The sequence below is a fragment of the Microbacterium sp. NPDC064942 genome, from assembly GCF_049545525.1.
Lineage (GTDB): Bacteria > Actinomycetota > Actinomycetes > Actinomycetales > Microbacteriaceae > Microbacterium > Microbacterium gawkjiense.
Genome location: NZ_JBMWDR010000004.1, coordinates 134,431 through 147,884, shown reverse-complemented (window position 1 = coordinate 147,884; position 13,454 = coordinate 134,431). Strand labels below are relative to the sequence as shown.

General features: G+C 70.5%; 12 protein-coding genes. 3 read left to right on the top strand and 9 right to left on the bottom strand.

All coding sequences use genetic code 11. The features are described from left to right. Window positions 1–2 precede the first annotated feature (2 nt). The 8 genes from ACPEH2_RS09175 to ACPEH2_RS09140 form a co-directional block, all read right to left on the bottom strand. Window positions 3–833, bottom strand: a complete 831-nt coding sequence (locus ACPEH2_RS09175) for a shikimate dehydrogenase family protein (protein WP_359918742.1) — start codon at window positions 831–833, stop codon at window positions 3–5. Next, window positions 833–2,185: an endolytic transglycosylase MltG gene (gene mltG, locus ACPEH2_RS09170; protein WP_359918743.1), complete on the bottom strand. Its 1,353-nt coding sequence runs from the start codon at window positions 2,183–2,185 to the stop codon at window positions 833–835. Before mltG ends, ACPEH2_RS09175 begins: the two co-directional genes overlap by 1 nt. Before the next feature lie 20 nt (window positions 2,186–2,205). Continuing rightward, window positions 2,206–2,658 carry a Holliday junction resolvase RuvX gene (ruvX, locus tag ACPEH2_RS09165; protein WP_359918745.1) on the bottom strand — a complete coding sequence of 151 codons (453 nt, stop codon included), beginning with the start codon at window positions 2,656–2,658 and terminating at the stop codon, window positions 2,206–2,208. Further along, complete coding sequence (alaS, locus tag ACPEH2_RS09160) at window positions 2,655–5,321, bottom strand: alanine--tRNA ligase (RefSeq protein ID WP_359918747.1); 2,667 nt, start codon at window positions 5,319–5,321, stop codon at window positions 2,655–2,657. The genes ruvX and alaS overlap by 4 nt, the downstream gene beginning before the upstream one ends. Window positions 5,322–5,389: 68 nt before the next feature. Then, window positions 5,390–5,641 carry an ATPase gene (locus tag ACPEH2_RS09155; RefSeq protein WP_217531957.1) on the bottom strand — a complete coding sequence of 84 codons (252 nt, stop codon included), beginning with the start codon at window positions 5,639–5,641 and terminating at the stop codon, window positions 5,390–5,392. A 75-nt stretch (window positions 5,642–5,716) separates the two neighbouring features. Further along, window positions 5,717–6,346, bottom strand: a complete 630-nt coding sequence (rpsD, locus tag ACPEH2_RS09150; RefSeq protein ID WP_082886095.1) for a 30S ribosomal protein S4 — start codon at window positions 6,344–6,346, stop codon at window positions 5,717–5,719. Window positions 6,347–6,512: 166 nt separating this feature from the next. Then, window positions 6,513–7,415 carry a tetratricopeptide repeat protein gene (locus ACPEH2_RS09145; RefSeq protein ID WP_359918748.1) on the bottom strand — a complete coding sequence of 301 codons (903 nt, stop codon included), beginning with the start codon at window positions 7,413–7,415 and terminating at the stop codon, window positions 6,513–6,515. After that, on the bottom strand, window positions 7,408–8,727 hold the full coding sequence (locus ACPEH2_RS09140) for a replication-associated recombination protein A (RefSeq protein WP_423718625.1): 1,320 nt from the start codon (window positions 8,725–8,727) through the stop codon (window positions 7,408–7,410). Before ACPEH2_RS09140 ends, ACPEH2_RS09145 begins: the two co-directional genes overlap by 8 nt. 129 nt (window positions 8,728–8,856) lie before the next feature. Here ACPEH2_RS09140 and ACPEH2_RS09135 point away from each other — a divergent pair, with 129 nt between their 5' ends. The 3 genes from ACPEH2_RS09135 to ACPEH2_RS09125 all read left to right on the top strand — a co-directional run bounded on the left by ACPEH2_RS09135 (window position 8,857) and on the right by ACPEH2_RS09125 (window position 11,149). Then, window positions 8,857–9,183: a dioxygenase gene (locus ACPEH2_RS09135; protein ID WP_359918751.1), complete on the top strand. Its 327-nt coding sequence runs from the start codon at window positions 8,857–8,859 to the stop codon at window positions 9,181–9,183. 58 nt (window positions 9,184–9,241) lie between these two features. Next, entirely contained in the window at window positions 9,242–10,504 is a 1,263-nt protein-coding gene (locus tag ACPEH2_RS09130) for a DUF349 domain-containing protein (RefSeq protein WP_423718624.1), read from the top strand. 93 nt (window positions 10,505–10,597) lie between these two features. Next, complete coding sequence (locus tag ACPEH2_RS09125; protein WP_423718623.1) at window positions 10,598–11,149, top strand: type IV toxin-antitoxin system AbiEi family antitoxin; 552 nt, start codon at window positions 10,598–10,600, stop codon at window positions 11,147–11,149. On the opposite strand, the gene ACPEH2_RS09120 is transcribed toward ACPEH2_RS09125, so the two are convergent. Further along, window positions 11,128–13,395 carry a RelA/SpoT family protein gene (locus ACPEH2_RS09120; protein WP_359918755.1) on the bottom strand — a complete coding sequence of 756 codons (2,268 nt, stop codon included), beginning with the start codon at window positions 13,393–13,395 and terminating at the stop codon, window positions 11,128–11,130. The genes ACPEH2_RS09125 and ACPEH2_RS09120 overlap by 22 nt on opposite strands. Between the last annotated feature and the right edge of the window lie 59 nt (window positions 13,396–13,454).

The window sequence follows — 13,454 nt, the reverse complement described above, 5'->3', positions numbered from 1 at the left end:
CCCTAGTCTCCCACGAGCGCGCGGCGCATGACGGCCACCACCTCGTCCTCGCGCGGCAGCGGCTGATCGACGCCCCCCGAGGCGAACGCGCGGATCTGCAGCACGGCCTGATGCAGCAGCATCCCCGCCCCGCCCTGCGCGGGCGCGCCGATGCGGTCCCACGCCCGCGACAGGTCCGTCGGCCAGTGGCCGTAGACGACGTCGAGGAGTGCGCCGCCGGCGGCGGCGAGACGATCCGCGACGGACCCGTCCACCGAGACACCGCCGGGGAGCGTCGCGATCGTGACGTCCACGGACGCGTGAGTCGCCGAGTCGAGCGGCACCGCGTCGACGCGGAGCCGGAGCCGCTCCCCCAGGTCCTGCAGCGAGGCGGCCGCGGCGGGACGGCGTGCCGCGATCCACACCTGCCGCACGCCGATCTCCGACAGCGCGACGAGCGCAGCGGATGCCGTCGCCCCCGCACCGACGATGCGTGCGCGGTCGGCGGCGACGACACCGGCCTCCGCCAACGCGGCGACGATGCCCCCGGCATCCGTGTTGAAGGCATGCCACCCGGAGCCGGACCGGAAGAGCGTGTTCGCCGCGCCGGTCAGTGCCGCGCGGGCGTCGTGCTGCCCGGCGGCGGCGTAGGCGACGTGCTTGAGGGGCATCGTGAGCGAGAGCCCGCGGTGCTCGGGGCCGAGCGAGGCGAGCTCATCGGCGAAGGAGGCCTCGTCGACCCGCCGCCGACCGTAGGTCCAGTCCCACCCCAGCAGCGCGTAGGCGGCCGTGTGCATCGCCGGCGACAGGCTGTGCTCGATCGGATCGCCCCAGACCTCCAGGGCGACCGGCATCAGGAGCAGCCTCCGTCGGGGTTGTCCCGGCACCACTTCTGGTACTGCGCGACGGCCTTCTCGTGCTCGGCGAAGGTCGCGGAGAACACGGTCTCGCCGGTGTCGAGGTTGACGGTGACGAAGTACTGCCACGGCCCTTCGGCAGGCTCCAGCGCCGCCTTGATGGCGAGTTCACCGGGGTTGGCGATGGGCGTCACCGGCAGGCCGGGGTTGACGTAGGTGTTCCACGGGTTGTCGTCCTCGAGCTCCTCCGCGCGCGAGCTCGTGCCACCCTCCCGATCGGCGAAGGGGTACTGCGCGGTCGAATCCATCTGCAGCTTGCCATTCGTGTCGCTGATCGACGGGTCAAGCCGATTCTCGATGACGCGCGAGACCTTGTAGAAGTCGTCCTCGTAGCGGGCTTCCTTCTCGATGATCGAGGCGACGGTGAGGATGCGCTCCCGCTGGTCGGCCGGGACGCCGGCATCGTCGAGGGCTGTCACCGTCCGGTCGACCATCGTCTGGATCACCTGCGTCGCCGTGACGTCGGGGTCGAAGGTGTAGGTCGCCGGGAACAGCCAGCCCTCGAGGCTCTGCGCCTTGACACCGTAGGCGGCCGGATCCTTCACGGCGGCCTCGACCTCCTCCACCGGCAGGCCGATGCCCTCCGCGATGCGCGGGACGGACTGCGCGACGGTGAGGCCCTCACGCAGCTGCGCGGTGTACTCCTGCTTGTTCGCGGGATCGAGGAGCGCCGTGAACGCCGCCTCCGAGGTCATCTTCTGCTGCAGCGAGTAGACGCCGGGCTTCAGGACGTTCGGGTCCTCGCCGCTGTCGATCAGGTACGAGTAGAACGCGTCCGAGGTCTTTGTGACACCCGCGTCGAACAGGGCGCGCGAGATGTCGGCGCCCGTCTGACCAGAGAGGATCGTGACGCTCGCCTCGCCCTCGGCGAGACCCGCGTCGTAGTCCTTGGGTTCCTCCCAGCCCATGACGGCGCGGATCTGGTCCTCGTAGGTGTTCCAGACGTAGAAGCCGCCGGCGACGAGACCGCCGAGGATCGCGAGGACGATCGCGAAGACCCCCCAGGCGGCGACGCGGCTCTTCCGTCGGTCACGATCGTGTCGCTTCGTGGAGCTGGAGGGTGCGGCCAGCCCCTTCTCCTCGAAGAGGGCGTCGATCGGTGCCGTCGAGGAGACGGATGCGCGCGGCGTCGTCTGCGGCCGCGTCGGGGCGGGAGCACCCGTCGGTGCGTCACCGCTCGCGCCCTGCTGAGCCTGACGCGCGGCGCGCCGGGACACGGGGGCGCCGGTGGTCGCGGTCTCGTCCGCGGGGGCGCCGGAATGGTCGTCGCGCGAAGGCGTCTCGGGCATCGGTGGACTCCTGCGTCTTCCTACAGCGCCGCACCGGCCGGGTTACCGGTGCTCTTCTCGACGTCGATCGCCTGCTGGAGGAGGACGACCGCGGCGATCTGGTCGACAATCCTACGAGATGACTTCTGCGAACGCCCGTTCTGCCGGAGAACGGCGTTGGCCGACACGGTGCTCAGGCGCTCGTCGACGAGGCGCACGGGCACCTCCACCGCGGCATCCAGAGCGATCGCGAACTCGCGGGCGTCGGTCGTCGAGGCGGTCTCCGCTCCCCCGAGACTGATCGGCAGACCGACCAGCACCTCCAGCGCGTCGTACTCGCGGGCGATCTCGACGATGCGGGCGACCGAGGTCTCCGCACGCGGCACCGTCTCGACCGGAACGGCGAGCAGGCCGTCGGGGTCGCACCGCGCCACGCCGACACGGGCGCGCCCGACGTCGATCCCGAGGCGCACCCCGCGGCGGAACCCGCTCACGCGGCAGCGCTCTCCAGCACCGACACGATGCCCTGCAGCGCCGCCGGCAGTGCCGAGGCATCCGTCCCGCCGCCCTGCGCGACGTCGTCGCGTCCACCGCCGCCGCCGCCGAGCACACCCGCCGCGGAGCGTGCGAGCAGGCCCGCCTTGGCGCCCGCGGCGCGGGCAGCCTCGTTCGTGGCGACGATGACGACGGGGCGCCCGCCGACCTCGCCGCCGAGCGCGACGACGGCCGCGTCGGTGCCGAGGCGCTCGCGCACCTGCAGGGCGAGCGAGCGCAGGTCGTCGGCGGAACCGACGGTGCCGACGGACTGGGCGACGACGCTGTGCGCACCGGTGCGGACGGCGGATGCCGCCAGCGTCGGGACGCGCTCGCCGAGGGCCTTGGCCTCGAACTGGGCGATCTTCTTCTCCGCCGCTTTGAGGCTCGCCTGCAGTTCCGCGATGCGCGCGGGCAACTGGTCGCGGGGGATCTTCAGCCCCGACGTGAGCTGCGACACGATCGCGCGCTCGGCGGCGAGCTCGCGGAAGGCGTCCTGACCCACGAGAGCCTCGACACGACGGTTCGACGCACCGACGGAGGACTCCCCCACCAGGTTGATGAGACCGATCTGCGCGCTCGAGGACACGTGCGTCCCGGCACACAGCTCACGCGACCAGGGTCCGCCGATGTCGACCATGCGCACACGGTCGCCGTACTTCTCGCCGAACAGCGCCATCGCGCCGGCCGACTTGGCCTCGTCGAGCGAGAGGACGCGCGTCGTGACCTCGAGGTCGTCGCGGACCGCGTTGTTGGCGATCTCCTCGATCTCGCTGCGGGTCTCGGGCGAGAGCGCCTGACCCCACGAGAAGTCGAAACGCAGGTAACCGGCGCGATTGAGCGAGCCCGCCTGCGTCGCCCCCTTGCCGAGGGTGTCGCGGAGCGCGGCGTGGACGAGGTGGGTCGCCGAGTGCGCCTGCGCGGCCGCGCGGCGGTTGGCGGCATCCACCACCGTCGTCGCGGCGTGACCGACGGCGACCTCACCCGTCGTCACCTCGACGGTGTGGCTGACCAGTCCCGGCACGGGCTTCTGCACGTCGAGGACCTCGAGCTCGTAGCCCGGGCCGACGATGACGCCCTTGTCGGCGACCTGGCCGCCGGACTCGGCGTAGAGCGCGGTCTCGGCGAGGATCACCTCGGCGATCTGGCCCTGGGAGGCGCGGTCGGCGGGTGCGCCGCCGACGAGGATGCCGAGCACGCGGGACTCGGTCTCGAGGTCGGTGTACCCCGTGAAGACCGTCTCGCCCAGCGCGCGGAAGTCGCGGTAGACGCTCGTGTCGGCCAGCTGGCCCTTGCGGGAGCGCGCATCGGCCTTCGCGCGCTCGCGCTGCTCCTTCATGAGGGCGTCGAAGCCGGAGCGGTCGACCGTGAGCCCGGCCTCTTCGGCGATCTCGAGGGTGAGGTCGATCGGGAAGCCGTAGGTGTCGTGCAGCAGGAACGCCTGCGAGCCGCTGAGCGACGTCGACTGGGACGACTTCGCGGACTCGATCGAGGTGTCGAGGATCTCGGAACCGCTCGCCAGGGTCCGGAGGAACGTCGCCTCCTCCGCGAGGGCGTACTGCGACAGCCGCGCGTAGTCGGTCTCGACGATCGGGTACGACTCCTTCATGGCGTCGCGGGAGACGGCGAACAGCTCGGCGAACGTCGGACCGTCGACGCCGAGCAGGCGCATCGAACGGATGGCGCGTCGCATCAGACGGCGCAGGATGTAGCCGCGGCCGTCGTTGGCGGGCGTCACCCCGTCCGAGAGCAGCATGAGCGAGGACCGGATGTGGTCGGCCACCACGCGGAAGCGCACGTCGTCGTCGTGGTTCTCGCCGTAGCGCTTACCCGACAGCTCGACGGCCTTGTCGAGGACGGGACGCACCTGGTCCGTCTCGTACATGTTGTCGACGCCCTGCTTGATGAAGGCGACCCGCTCGAGGCCCATGCCGGTGTCGATGTTCTGCGCCGGGAGGTCACCCACGATGTCGAACTCGTACTTCGAGCGGACGTTCGTGATCTCGTACTGCATGAAGACGAGATTCCAGATCTCCACGTACCGGTCGTCGTCGGTCGCGGGACCACCGTCGACGCCGTAGGCCGGGCCGCGGTCGAAGAAGATCTCCGAGCAGGGGCCGGCGGGGCCCGGAAGACCGGTCGTCCAGTAGTTGGTGTCCTTGCCGAGTCGCTGGATGCGCTCCTCGGGCAGCGTGGAGAGCTCGAGCCAGAGCTTGATCGCCTCGTCGTCCTCCTCGTAGACGGTGACCCACAGATCCTTCGGGTCGAAGCCCAGGCCGCCCTCCTCCTCGGACGTCGTGAGCAGCTCCCAGGCGTAGCGGATCGCGCCTTCCTTGAAGTAGTCGCCGAACGACCAGTTGCCGAGCATCTGGAAGAAGGTGCCGTGGCGAGGGGTCTTGCCGACCTCTTCGATGTCGTTCGTGCGGATGCACTTCTGGTTGTCGGCGGCGCGCTTGTAGGGCGCGGGCACATCGCCGGACAGGTACGGGATGAAGGGGACCATGCCCGCCACCGTGAACAGCAGCGCCGGGTCGTCGCTGACGAGGGATGCCGAGGGCACGATCGTGTGCCCCTTCTTCTCGAAGTAGTCCAGGTAGCGCCGGGCGATCTCAGCGGTCTTCATCGTGTGTCCTCAACTGCAGGCGGGATCGGTCGCATCCGCGAGGAGGCGACCGGGAGATGTGGGGGTGGTCAGTCGTCGAGCTTCGCTGCGGCCGAGCGGCCGGCGGCGGCGACGTCGGCGGCGAGGTCCTTCGCGTCGGCGACGATGCCGTCGATCTTCGCTTCCTGCGCCCGGTAGGCGTCGGCCATCCGGTCGGTGAACTCGGAGATCCGGAGATCGACCTCGGAGAGCAGCTCCTGACCTCGGGGGTCCTTGTTGACCAGGTGCGCGACGACGAAGCCACCGGCGATGCCCAGCAGGAACCAGAGGACGCTCTTCATGGGATCCATGTTAGGTGCAAAGCAGAAGGGGCGCCGGGTGAACCCGACGCCCCTTCTGGCGGTGATGAGCTTCGCTCAGCGCGCGGCGTAGTACTCGACGACGAGCTGGACTTCACAGGTCACGGGGACCTCGGCGCGCTTCGGGCGACGCTCGAGACGTGCCTGGAGCTTGTCGAGCTCGACCGAGAGGTAGCCGGGAACCGGAGGCAGGACCTCGGCGTGACCGCCGGCTGCTGCGACCTGGAACGGCTCGAGAGCCTCGCTCTTGGGCTTGACGTGGATCGTCTGGCCCGGCTTCACGCGGAAGGACGGGCGGTCGACGAGCTGGCCGTCGACGAGGATGTGACGGTGCACGACGAGCTGGCGAGCCTGTGCGGTGGTGCGGGCGAAGCCGGCACGCAGCACGAGCGAGTCGAGACGCATCTCGAGGAGCTCGACGAGGTTCTCACCGGTCAGCCCTTCGGTGCGGCGGGCCTCGTTGAACGTGTTGCGCATCTGCTTCTCGCGGATGCCGTACTGCTCGCGCAGACGCTGCTTCTCGCGGAGACGGACGGCGTAGTCGCTGTCCTGCTTGCGCTTGGTGCGGCCGTGCTCACCGGGAGCGTAGGGACGCTTCTCGAGGTAGCGGGCGGCCTTGGGGGTCAGTGCGACGCCGAGGGCGCGCGAGAGGCGCACCTTGCGGCGGTCCTGGGACTTCGTTGCCACGAAATCTTCCTTCCATGACGTGGCCATGTCTTTCACGGCTCACGGGCGTATCGCCGTCTCTCGCCCTTCCGGACTGCACGCCGGGGCACGCCGAAAGGTGGGAAAGAGAGAAGAGGATGCCCGAAAACACGGTTTCGAGCCGGTCAAGTCTAACAGACGGGCCGGATCATCCCCGGCCGCGTGCCAGTTCGAGGGCACCGGGCGGATAGAACGGCAGGGATTTCTCCGACACGTCCTCGAGGCGGTACCACCCGACGGTCGTGTCGCCGTCGAGTACGGGCAGGCGGTCGCCCTGCGGGTGGGCCTCCAGCTCGGGGCTCCGGACCGCGAAGACGTAGGCGATCTCGTGCCCCGGCCGGCCCTCGTTGTCGAAGATGTTCTCGACCACCCCGACGAGTCGGGTCTCGGTGACGGTCGCCCCCAGCTCCTCGGCGATCTCGCGTCGGACGGCCGCCTCCGCGGTCTCGCCCGGCTGCACTCCTCCGCCGGGAGCGCGGAGGAACGCGGGACGGGCCTGCGTCGCGGCGTACTCCTCGGCGAGGAGGTGGCCGTCGCGGATCAGCACTGCGACGGCGATGACCCGGATGCGGGGGCGTGTGCGGACGTCCGCCGCATAGGCGCGCAGCGCACGACCGTAGAGGGGAACCTCGTCCGCGAGAGCGCCGAGAGCGGTCCGCAGGGCACGCGCGGGCTTGTCGTCGTCGTAGAGCGCGAGGGCCTCGAATCCTGCCGCTGCCGCGGACAGCGGGTCGGCGGGATCGATCCCCTTGAGGGCCGCCATCGCCCCGGAGGCATCGCCGACGTTCCGGAGCGAACTCGCGAGCTGGATGATCGCCTGACTGCGGAAGGGCGGGCGGAGTCCCGCATCCAGCGCGCGCCGGTACAGCGGGATGGCGGCCGTCTCCTCCCCGAGGAAGTCCTCGACCGAGGCCCGCTCGAACAGGCACCGCGCGTCGTCCTCCGGGCGCCCGGCGAGGGCGTCCGCCATCGCCGATCGCAGCGCTTCCGGCTTCCCGTCGTCCGCACCCTCCCAGACCGACTCGATGCGGCGCTCCCAGGGGTCACTCACCGAGGATCTTCCGGATCTTCTCCAGGCGGGCGGAGATGTCGCGCTCGACGCCGCGCGAGGTCGGCTCGTAATAGCGTCGGCCGCGCAGCTCGTCAGGGAGGTACTGCTGGGTCGCGACGCCCACGTCGAGGTCGTGCGGGTAGACGTAGCCTTTGCCGTGACCGAGGCGTTTGGCTCCCGCGTAGTGCGCGTCGCGCAGGTGCACCGGCACCCGCCCGAAGCCGCCCGCGCGGACGTCCGCGATCGCGGCGTTGATGGCGTTGTACGCCGCGTTCGACTTGGCCGTCGTCGCCAGGTACGCCGTCGCCTCCGCGAGAGGGATGCGGCCCTCCGGCATCCCGATGAAGGCCACGGCGTCGGCGGCCGCGACCGCGATCTGCAGCGCCTGCGGATCGGCGAGGCCGATGTCCTCTGCGGCCGAGATCACGAGCCGTCGCGCGATGAAGCGCGGGTCCTCCCCCGCTTCGATCATGCGGGCGAGGTAGTGCATGGCGGCATCCGGATCCGAACCGCGGATCGACTTGATGAACGCGCTGATGACGTCGTAGTGCTCGTCGCCCTGCCGGTCGTAACGCAGGAGAGCGCGGTCGACGGCCTGGGCGACGTGCTCGGCGGTGATGACCGGCGCCTCCTCCCCGGGCTCCGCCATGGCCGCGGCGGCCTCCAGCGAGGTGAGCGCGCGGCGCGCGTCACCCGAGGCGAGGTGGACGAGCGCCGCCCGTGCGTCGTCCGAGAGCTCGACGGCCCCGGCGAGTCCGCGAGCGTCGGTCACGGCGCGGTCGATCAGCATGCCGAGGTCGGCGTCCGTCAGCGGCTGCAGGGTGAGCAGGAGCGAGCGCGACAGGAGCGGCGAGATCACCGAGAACGAGGGGTTCTCGGTGGTCGCGGCGATGAGGATGACCCATCCGTTCTCGACGCCGGGCAGCAGGGCGTCCTGCTGCGCCTTGGTGAACCGGTGGATCTCGTCGAGGAACAGGATGGTCGACGTCCCGTACATGTCGCGCTGGGTCATCGCCTCCTGCATGACCTCGCGCACGTCCTTCACGCCCGCGGTCACCGCGGAAAGTTCGACGAACCGACGGCCCGACGTCCGCGCGATGGCCTGGGCGAGCGTCGTCTTGCCCGTGCCGGGCGGGCCCCAGAGGATCACCGACACGGCTCCGGTCGTCGCACGGCCGGGGTCGGCGAGAGCCACGAGCGGAGAGCCGGGGCGCAACAGGTGCGTCTGCCCTGCGACCTCGTCGAGCGATGCGGGCCGCATCCTCACGGCCAGCGGCGTCGCACCGGGGAAAAGCGCGTCACTCTGGGCCATCCCCCCAGGCTAACCGCCCCCACCGACATCGTGCCGAGGCTGCGGGGCTCCGGTTTGGAATGGATGCCGGGGACTGAATACTCTGCAGATGGCCGCGCGGGCGTGTGCGGCGCCGACGAGAGGATCACCGTGGCAGCGGGCAGGGGCAAGGGGCGCGACAGCGCGCAGGGGCGCGAGCGTGCCCGACTGTATGACGCGCGGCGCCGGTTCCACGCCTCCGTCATCCAGCGCAGGCGCCGGGACAACCTGATCGCGGGCGTCGCCGGCGGCCTCCTGATCGCCGCCTTGCTGGGTGCGCAGGTCGCCTATTACACGCTCGGGCCGGGCATGCCGGAGCCAGCGCCGACACCGACCGCGCCCACCTCCCCCAGCGGGACACCCACCCCGGGACCGAGCGGGTCGCCGACGCCGTCCCCCTCGCCGTCGGGCTCGCCGACCCCCTCTCCGACCCCGTGACCGCCGTACTAGGCTGAGTCACTAATCCGACCCCCATGCGGCGCATGCCGCCGACGAGGTGACCCCCGTGAGTTCCGCCACCCCTGAATCCGCCGAGACCCAGCCGTGGGGCCGCGTCGACGACGACGGCACCGTTTCCGTCCGTGAGGGCGACCAGTGGCGTGTCGTCGGGCAGTACCCCGACGGCACCCCCGAAGAGGCGCTGGCCTACTTCGAGCGCAAGTTCGCCGACCTCGCCTCCGAGGTGACGCTCCTCGAAGTGCGCCACCGTCGCGGCGGCGCCTCCGCATCCGACCTCCGTTCCACGGCACGCACCATCCGGGAGCGCCTGGACGGTGCCGCCGCCGTCGGCGACCTGGCCGCGCTCGAAGCCCGCGTGACGGCACTCGAAGGCGCCCTCTCCGAGGCGAGCGCCGAGGAGGCCCAGGCGCAGCGTGCCGCAGTGGATGCCGCGGTGGCCGAGCGCGAGTCGATCGTCGCCGAGATCGAGGCGATCGCGGCGAAGGACCCCCGCTCCATCCAGTGGAAGCAGACGACCGCGGACGTGGCCGCCCTGTTCGCCCGCTGGCAGGAGCACCAGAGCAGCGGCCCGCGCCTGCCGAAGGCCGTCGGTCAGCAGCTCTGGAAGCGGTTCCGCGACGCGCGCGCGGTGATCGACAAGAACCGCCGCGAGTTCTACTCGAGCCTCGACGAGCAGCACAAGGCCGCCCGCGACGCGAAGACCCGACTGGTCGAGCGCGCCGAGGCCCTCGCGCCGCAGGGTGAGGACGGCATCGCCGCCTACCGCACGCTGCTCGACCAGTGGAAGTCCGCCGGCCGCGCGGGCAAGAAGGCCGACGATGCGCTGTGGGCCCGCTTCAAGGCCGCCGGCGACGTGCTCTACGGTGCGCGCATCGAACGCGAGCACGCCGACGTCGAGGCATCCAAGGAGAAGATCGAGGCCAAGCGCGCTCTTCTCGACGAGGCCGCGGGCGTCGCGAAGGAGAAGGACAACGGCAAGGCGCGAGCTCTCCTCACCAACATCCAGCGCCAGTGGGATGAGATCGGTCGGGTCTTCCCGCGTGACACCGAGCGCGGCCTGGACGACCAGCTCCGCAAGGTCGAGACCGCGCTGAAGGCGCGCGAGGACGAGGACTGGAAGCGCAACAACCCCGAGACGAAGGCGCGTCAGAACGACATGACGAGTCAGCTCCAGGATGCGATCTCCAAGCTCGAGGACGAGCTCGCCGCCGCCGAGGCCTCGAAGGACAAGGCTGCGATCGCCAAGGCGAAGGACGCGCTCGAAGCCCGCAAGGGCTGGCTGCGCGCCCTCGGCGGCTGACCGCCTCCGACACAGCACCGACGCCGCGGCGGGATTCTCCACAGAGTCTCGCCGCGGCGTCGTCGTCTCGGCGCGGTGTCGCAGACTGCCCTCATGTGGCCGTTCCTCTACTTCGCCGATGACCGCCTGTCGACCGCCGAGTTGACCGCGGCCCGGCTGGATGGTGACCTCGTCGAGATCGGCGAGGCGTTCATGCCCGCCGACGCCGTCGAGACGCGCGAACTGCGGGCGGCCTCGTTCCGCGCGGTTGCCGGGATCCACCGGGCCGTCACGCACGCGAGCGCGGCATGGGTGCACGGGGCGATCCCCGAACCGCCCCTCATCCAGACCCTGCAGCGCGCTGGCCGGACGCGGGCCGCCGTCCCCCTCGACACCCGCATCCGCTTCCGCGACGTGGCCCTCCCCGCCTCCGACGTCGAGACCATCAGCGGCGTGGCTGTGACGACGCCGGTGCGAACGCTCGTCGACCTCGTCCGGGACGCCGTCGTCGGCGCCAGTCCGTCACAGCTGGTCGACGACGTCCTGGCGTGGCGCCCGGAGCTCCTCGCGGATGCGCTGAGCTGGATCGAGACCTCCGGACCCGTCCACCACAAACGGGCGGCCGCCACCGAGCTCCGGAGGCGTCAGGACGAGGTGACCCGGTAGACGTCGTACACGGCGTCGATCCGGCGGACGGCGTTCAGCACGCGGTCGAGGTGCACCGTGTCGCCCATCTCGAAAACGTAGCGGCTGAGGGCGAGGCGGTCGTTGGTCGTCTGAACGGATGCCGAGAGGATGTTCACGTGGTGCTCGCTGAGCACCCGCGTGATGTCGCTCAGCAGGCCCGACCGGTCGAGCGCCTCGACCTGGATGTGAACGAGGAACACGCTCTTCGACGTCGGCGCCCACGACACCTCGATCATCCGATCGGGCTGGTCGCGCAACGCCGCCGCGTTCGTGCAGTCCGCGCGATGGACCGAGACCCCGCTGCCGCGCGTGACGAACCCGACGATCTCGTCGCCCGGCACCGGCGTGCAGCACTTGGCGAGCTTCACGAGGATGTCGGGAGCACCCCGCACCAGCACGCCGGAGTCGCCGCCGCGCGGCGCCTTAGACCGACCGACGGCGGGCAGGTCGATCGGACCGGTGGAGGTGTCCTCCTCCTCCGAGCGCACGAGCGCGGTGACCTTCTCGATCACGGACTGGGTCGAGACGTGTCCTTCGCCGACTGCGGCGTAGAGGGCGGTGACGTCCTCGTAGCGCAACTGGTGAGCCACCGCGGTGAACGAGTCCTGGCTCATCAGACGCTGCATCGGCAGGTTCTGGCGGCGCATCGCACGGGCGATCGCGTCCTTGCCCTGCTCGACCGCCTCGTCGCGGCGCTCCTTCGTGAACCAGCCGCGGATCTTGTTGCGCGCCCGGGTGCTCTTGACGAACGCCAGCCAGTCCTGGCTCGGCCCGGCATCCGGGTTCTTCGAGGTGAACACCTCGACGACGTCACCCGAGTGGAGTTCGGACTCGAGCGGCACGAGGCGGCCGTTGACCTTCGCGCCCATCGTGCGGTGGCCGATCTCGGTGTGGACGGCGTACGCGAAGTCGACGGGGGTCGCCCCGGCCGGAAGACCGATGACTCGTCCCTTCGGCGTGAAGACGTAGACCTCCTTCGCACCGATCTCGAACCGGAGCGAGTCGAGGAACTCCCCCGGATCGGCGGTCTCGGCCTGCCAGTCCGAGATGTGCGCCAGCCAGGCCATGTCCTGGTCGATGGCCTTGGAGTCGGCCTTGCCGCCGGCGATCTGCTCCTTGTACTTCCAGTGCGCCGCCACACCGTACTCGGCCTGCTGGTGCATCTCGTGGGTGCGGATCTGGATCTCGACCGTGCGCCCGCCGGGACCGATCACGGTCGTGTGGAGGGACTGGTAGAGGTTGAACTTCGGCGTGGCGATGTAGTCCTTGAACCGCCCGGGGATCGGGGTCCACCGCGCGTGGATCGCGCCGAGCACGGCGTAGCAGTCGCGGACCGTGTTCACCATGATCCGGATGCCGATGAGGTCGTAGATGTCGTCGAACTCGCGACCGCGGACCACCATCTTCTGGTACACGGAGTAGAGCTGCTTCGGCCGACCCATGACACGACCGCGGATACGGAGATCGCGTAGGTCCGTCTCCACGGCGTCGATGACCGTGTGCACGTACTGCTCGCGCTGCGGGGTGCGCTGCTTGACCAGCGAGTCGATCTCGGCGTAGAGCTTCGGGTGCAGGACGGCGAACGAGAGGTCCTCGAGTTCGCTCTTCGCGGTCTGGATGCCGAGGCGGTGCGCCAGCGGCGCGTAGATCTCGAGGGTCTCGCGGGCCTTCTTGGCGGCCTTCTCGGGCGGAACGAAGCCCCACGTGCGCGCGTTGTGGAGGCGATCGGCGAGCTTGATGAGGAGCACGCGGATGTCCTTCGACATCGCGACGATCATCTTCCGCACGGTCTCGGCCTGTGCCGCATCGCCGTACTTGACCTTGTCGAGCTTCGTGACGCCGTCCACGAGCATCGCGACCTCGTCGCCGAAGTCCGCCGTCAACTGGTCGAGCGAGTAGTCGGTGTCCTCGACCGTGTCGTGCAGGAGGGCCGCCGCGATGGCGCGGGGGCCGAGGCCCAGCTCGGCGAGGATCTGCGCGACGGCGAGGGGGTGCGTGATGTACGGCTCGCCGCTCTGACGCTTCTGCGACGCGTGCGCCTTCGCGGCGGTGCGGTAGGCCCGCTCCACGATCGCGATGTCGCCCTTGGGGTGGTGCATGCGCACCGTGCGCATGAGCTCCTCGAGCGCGTCCCGCGAGGGGGCGCGGGAGAAGATGCGCGGCACGAGTCGGCGCAGCGACTGGCCCCCGTTCGCGGTTCCTGTCGGGGTGACCGCCTCAGCCATGCGATCGCCTCCCGTCTGTCCGCACGCGCGTGGAACTGGAGGACAATCCTACGCCCGCG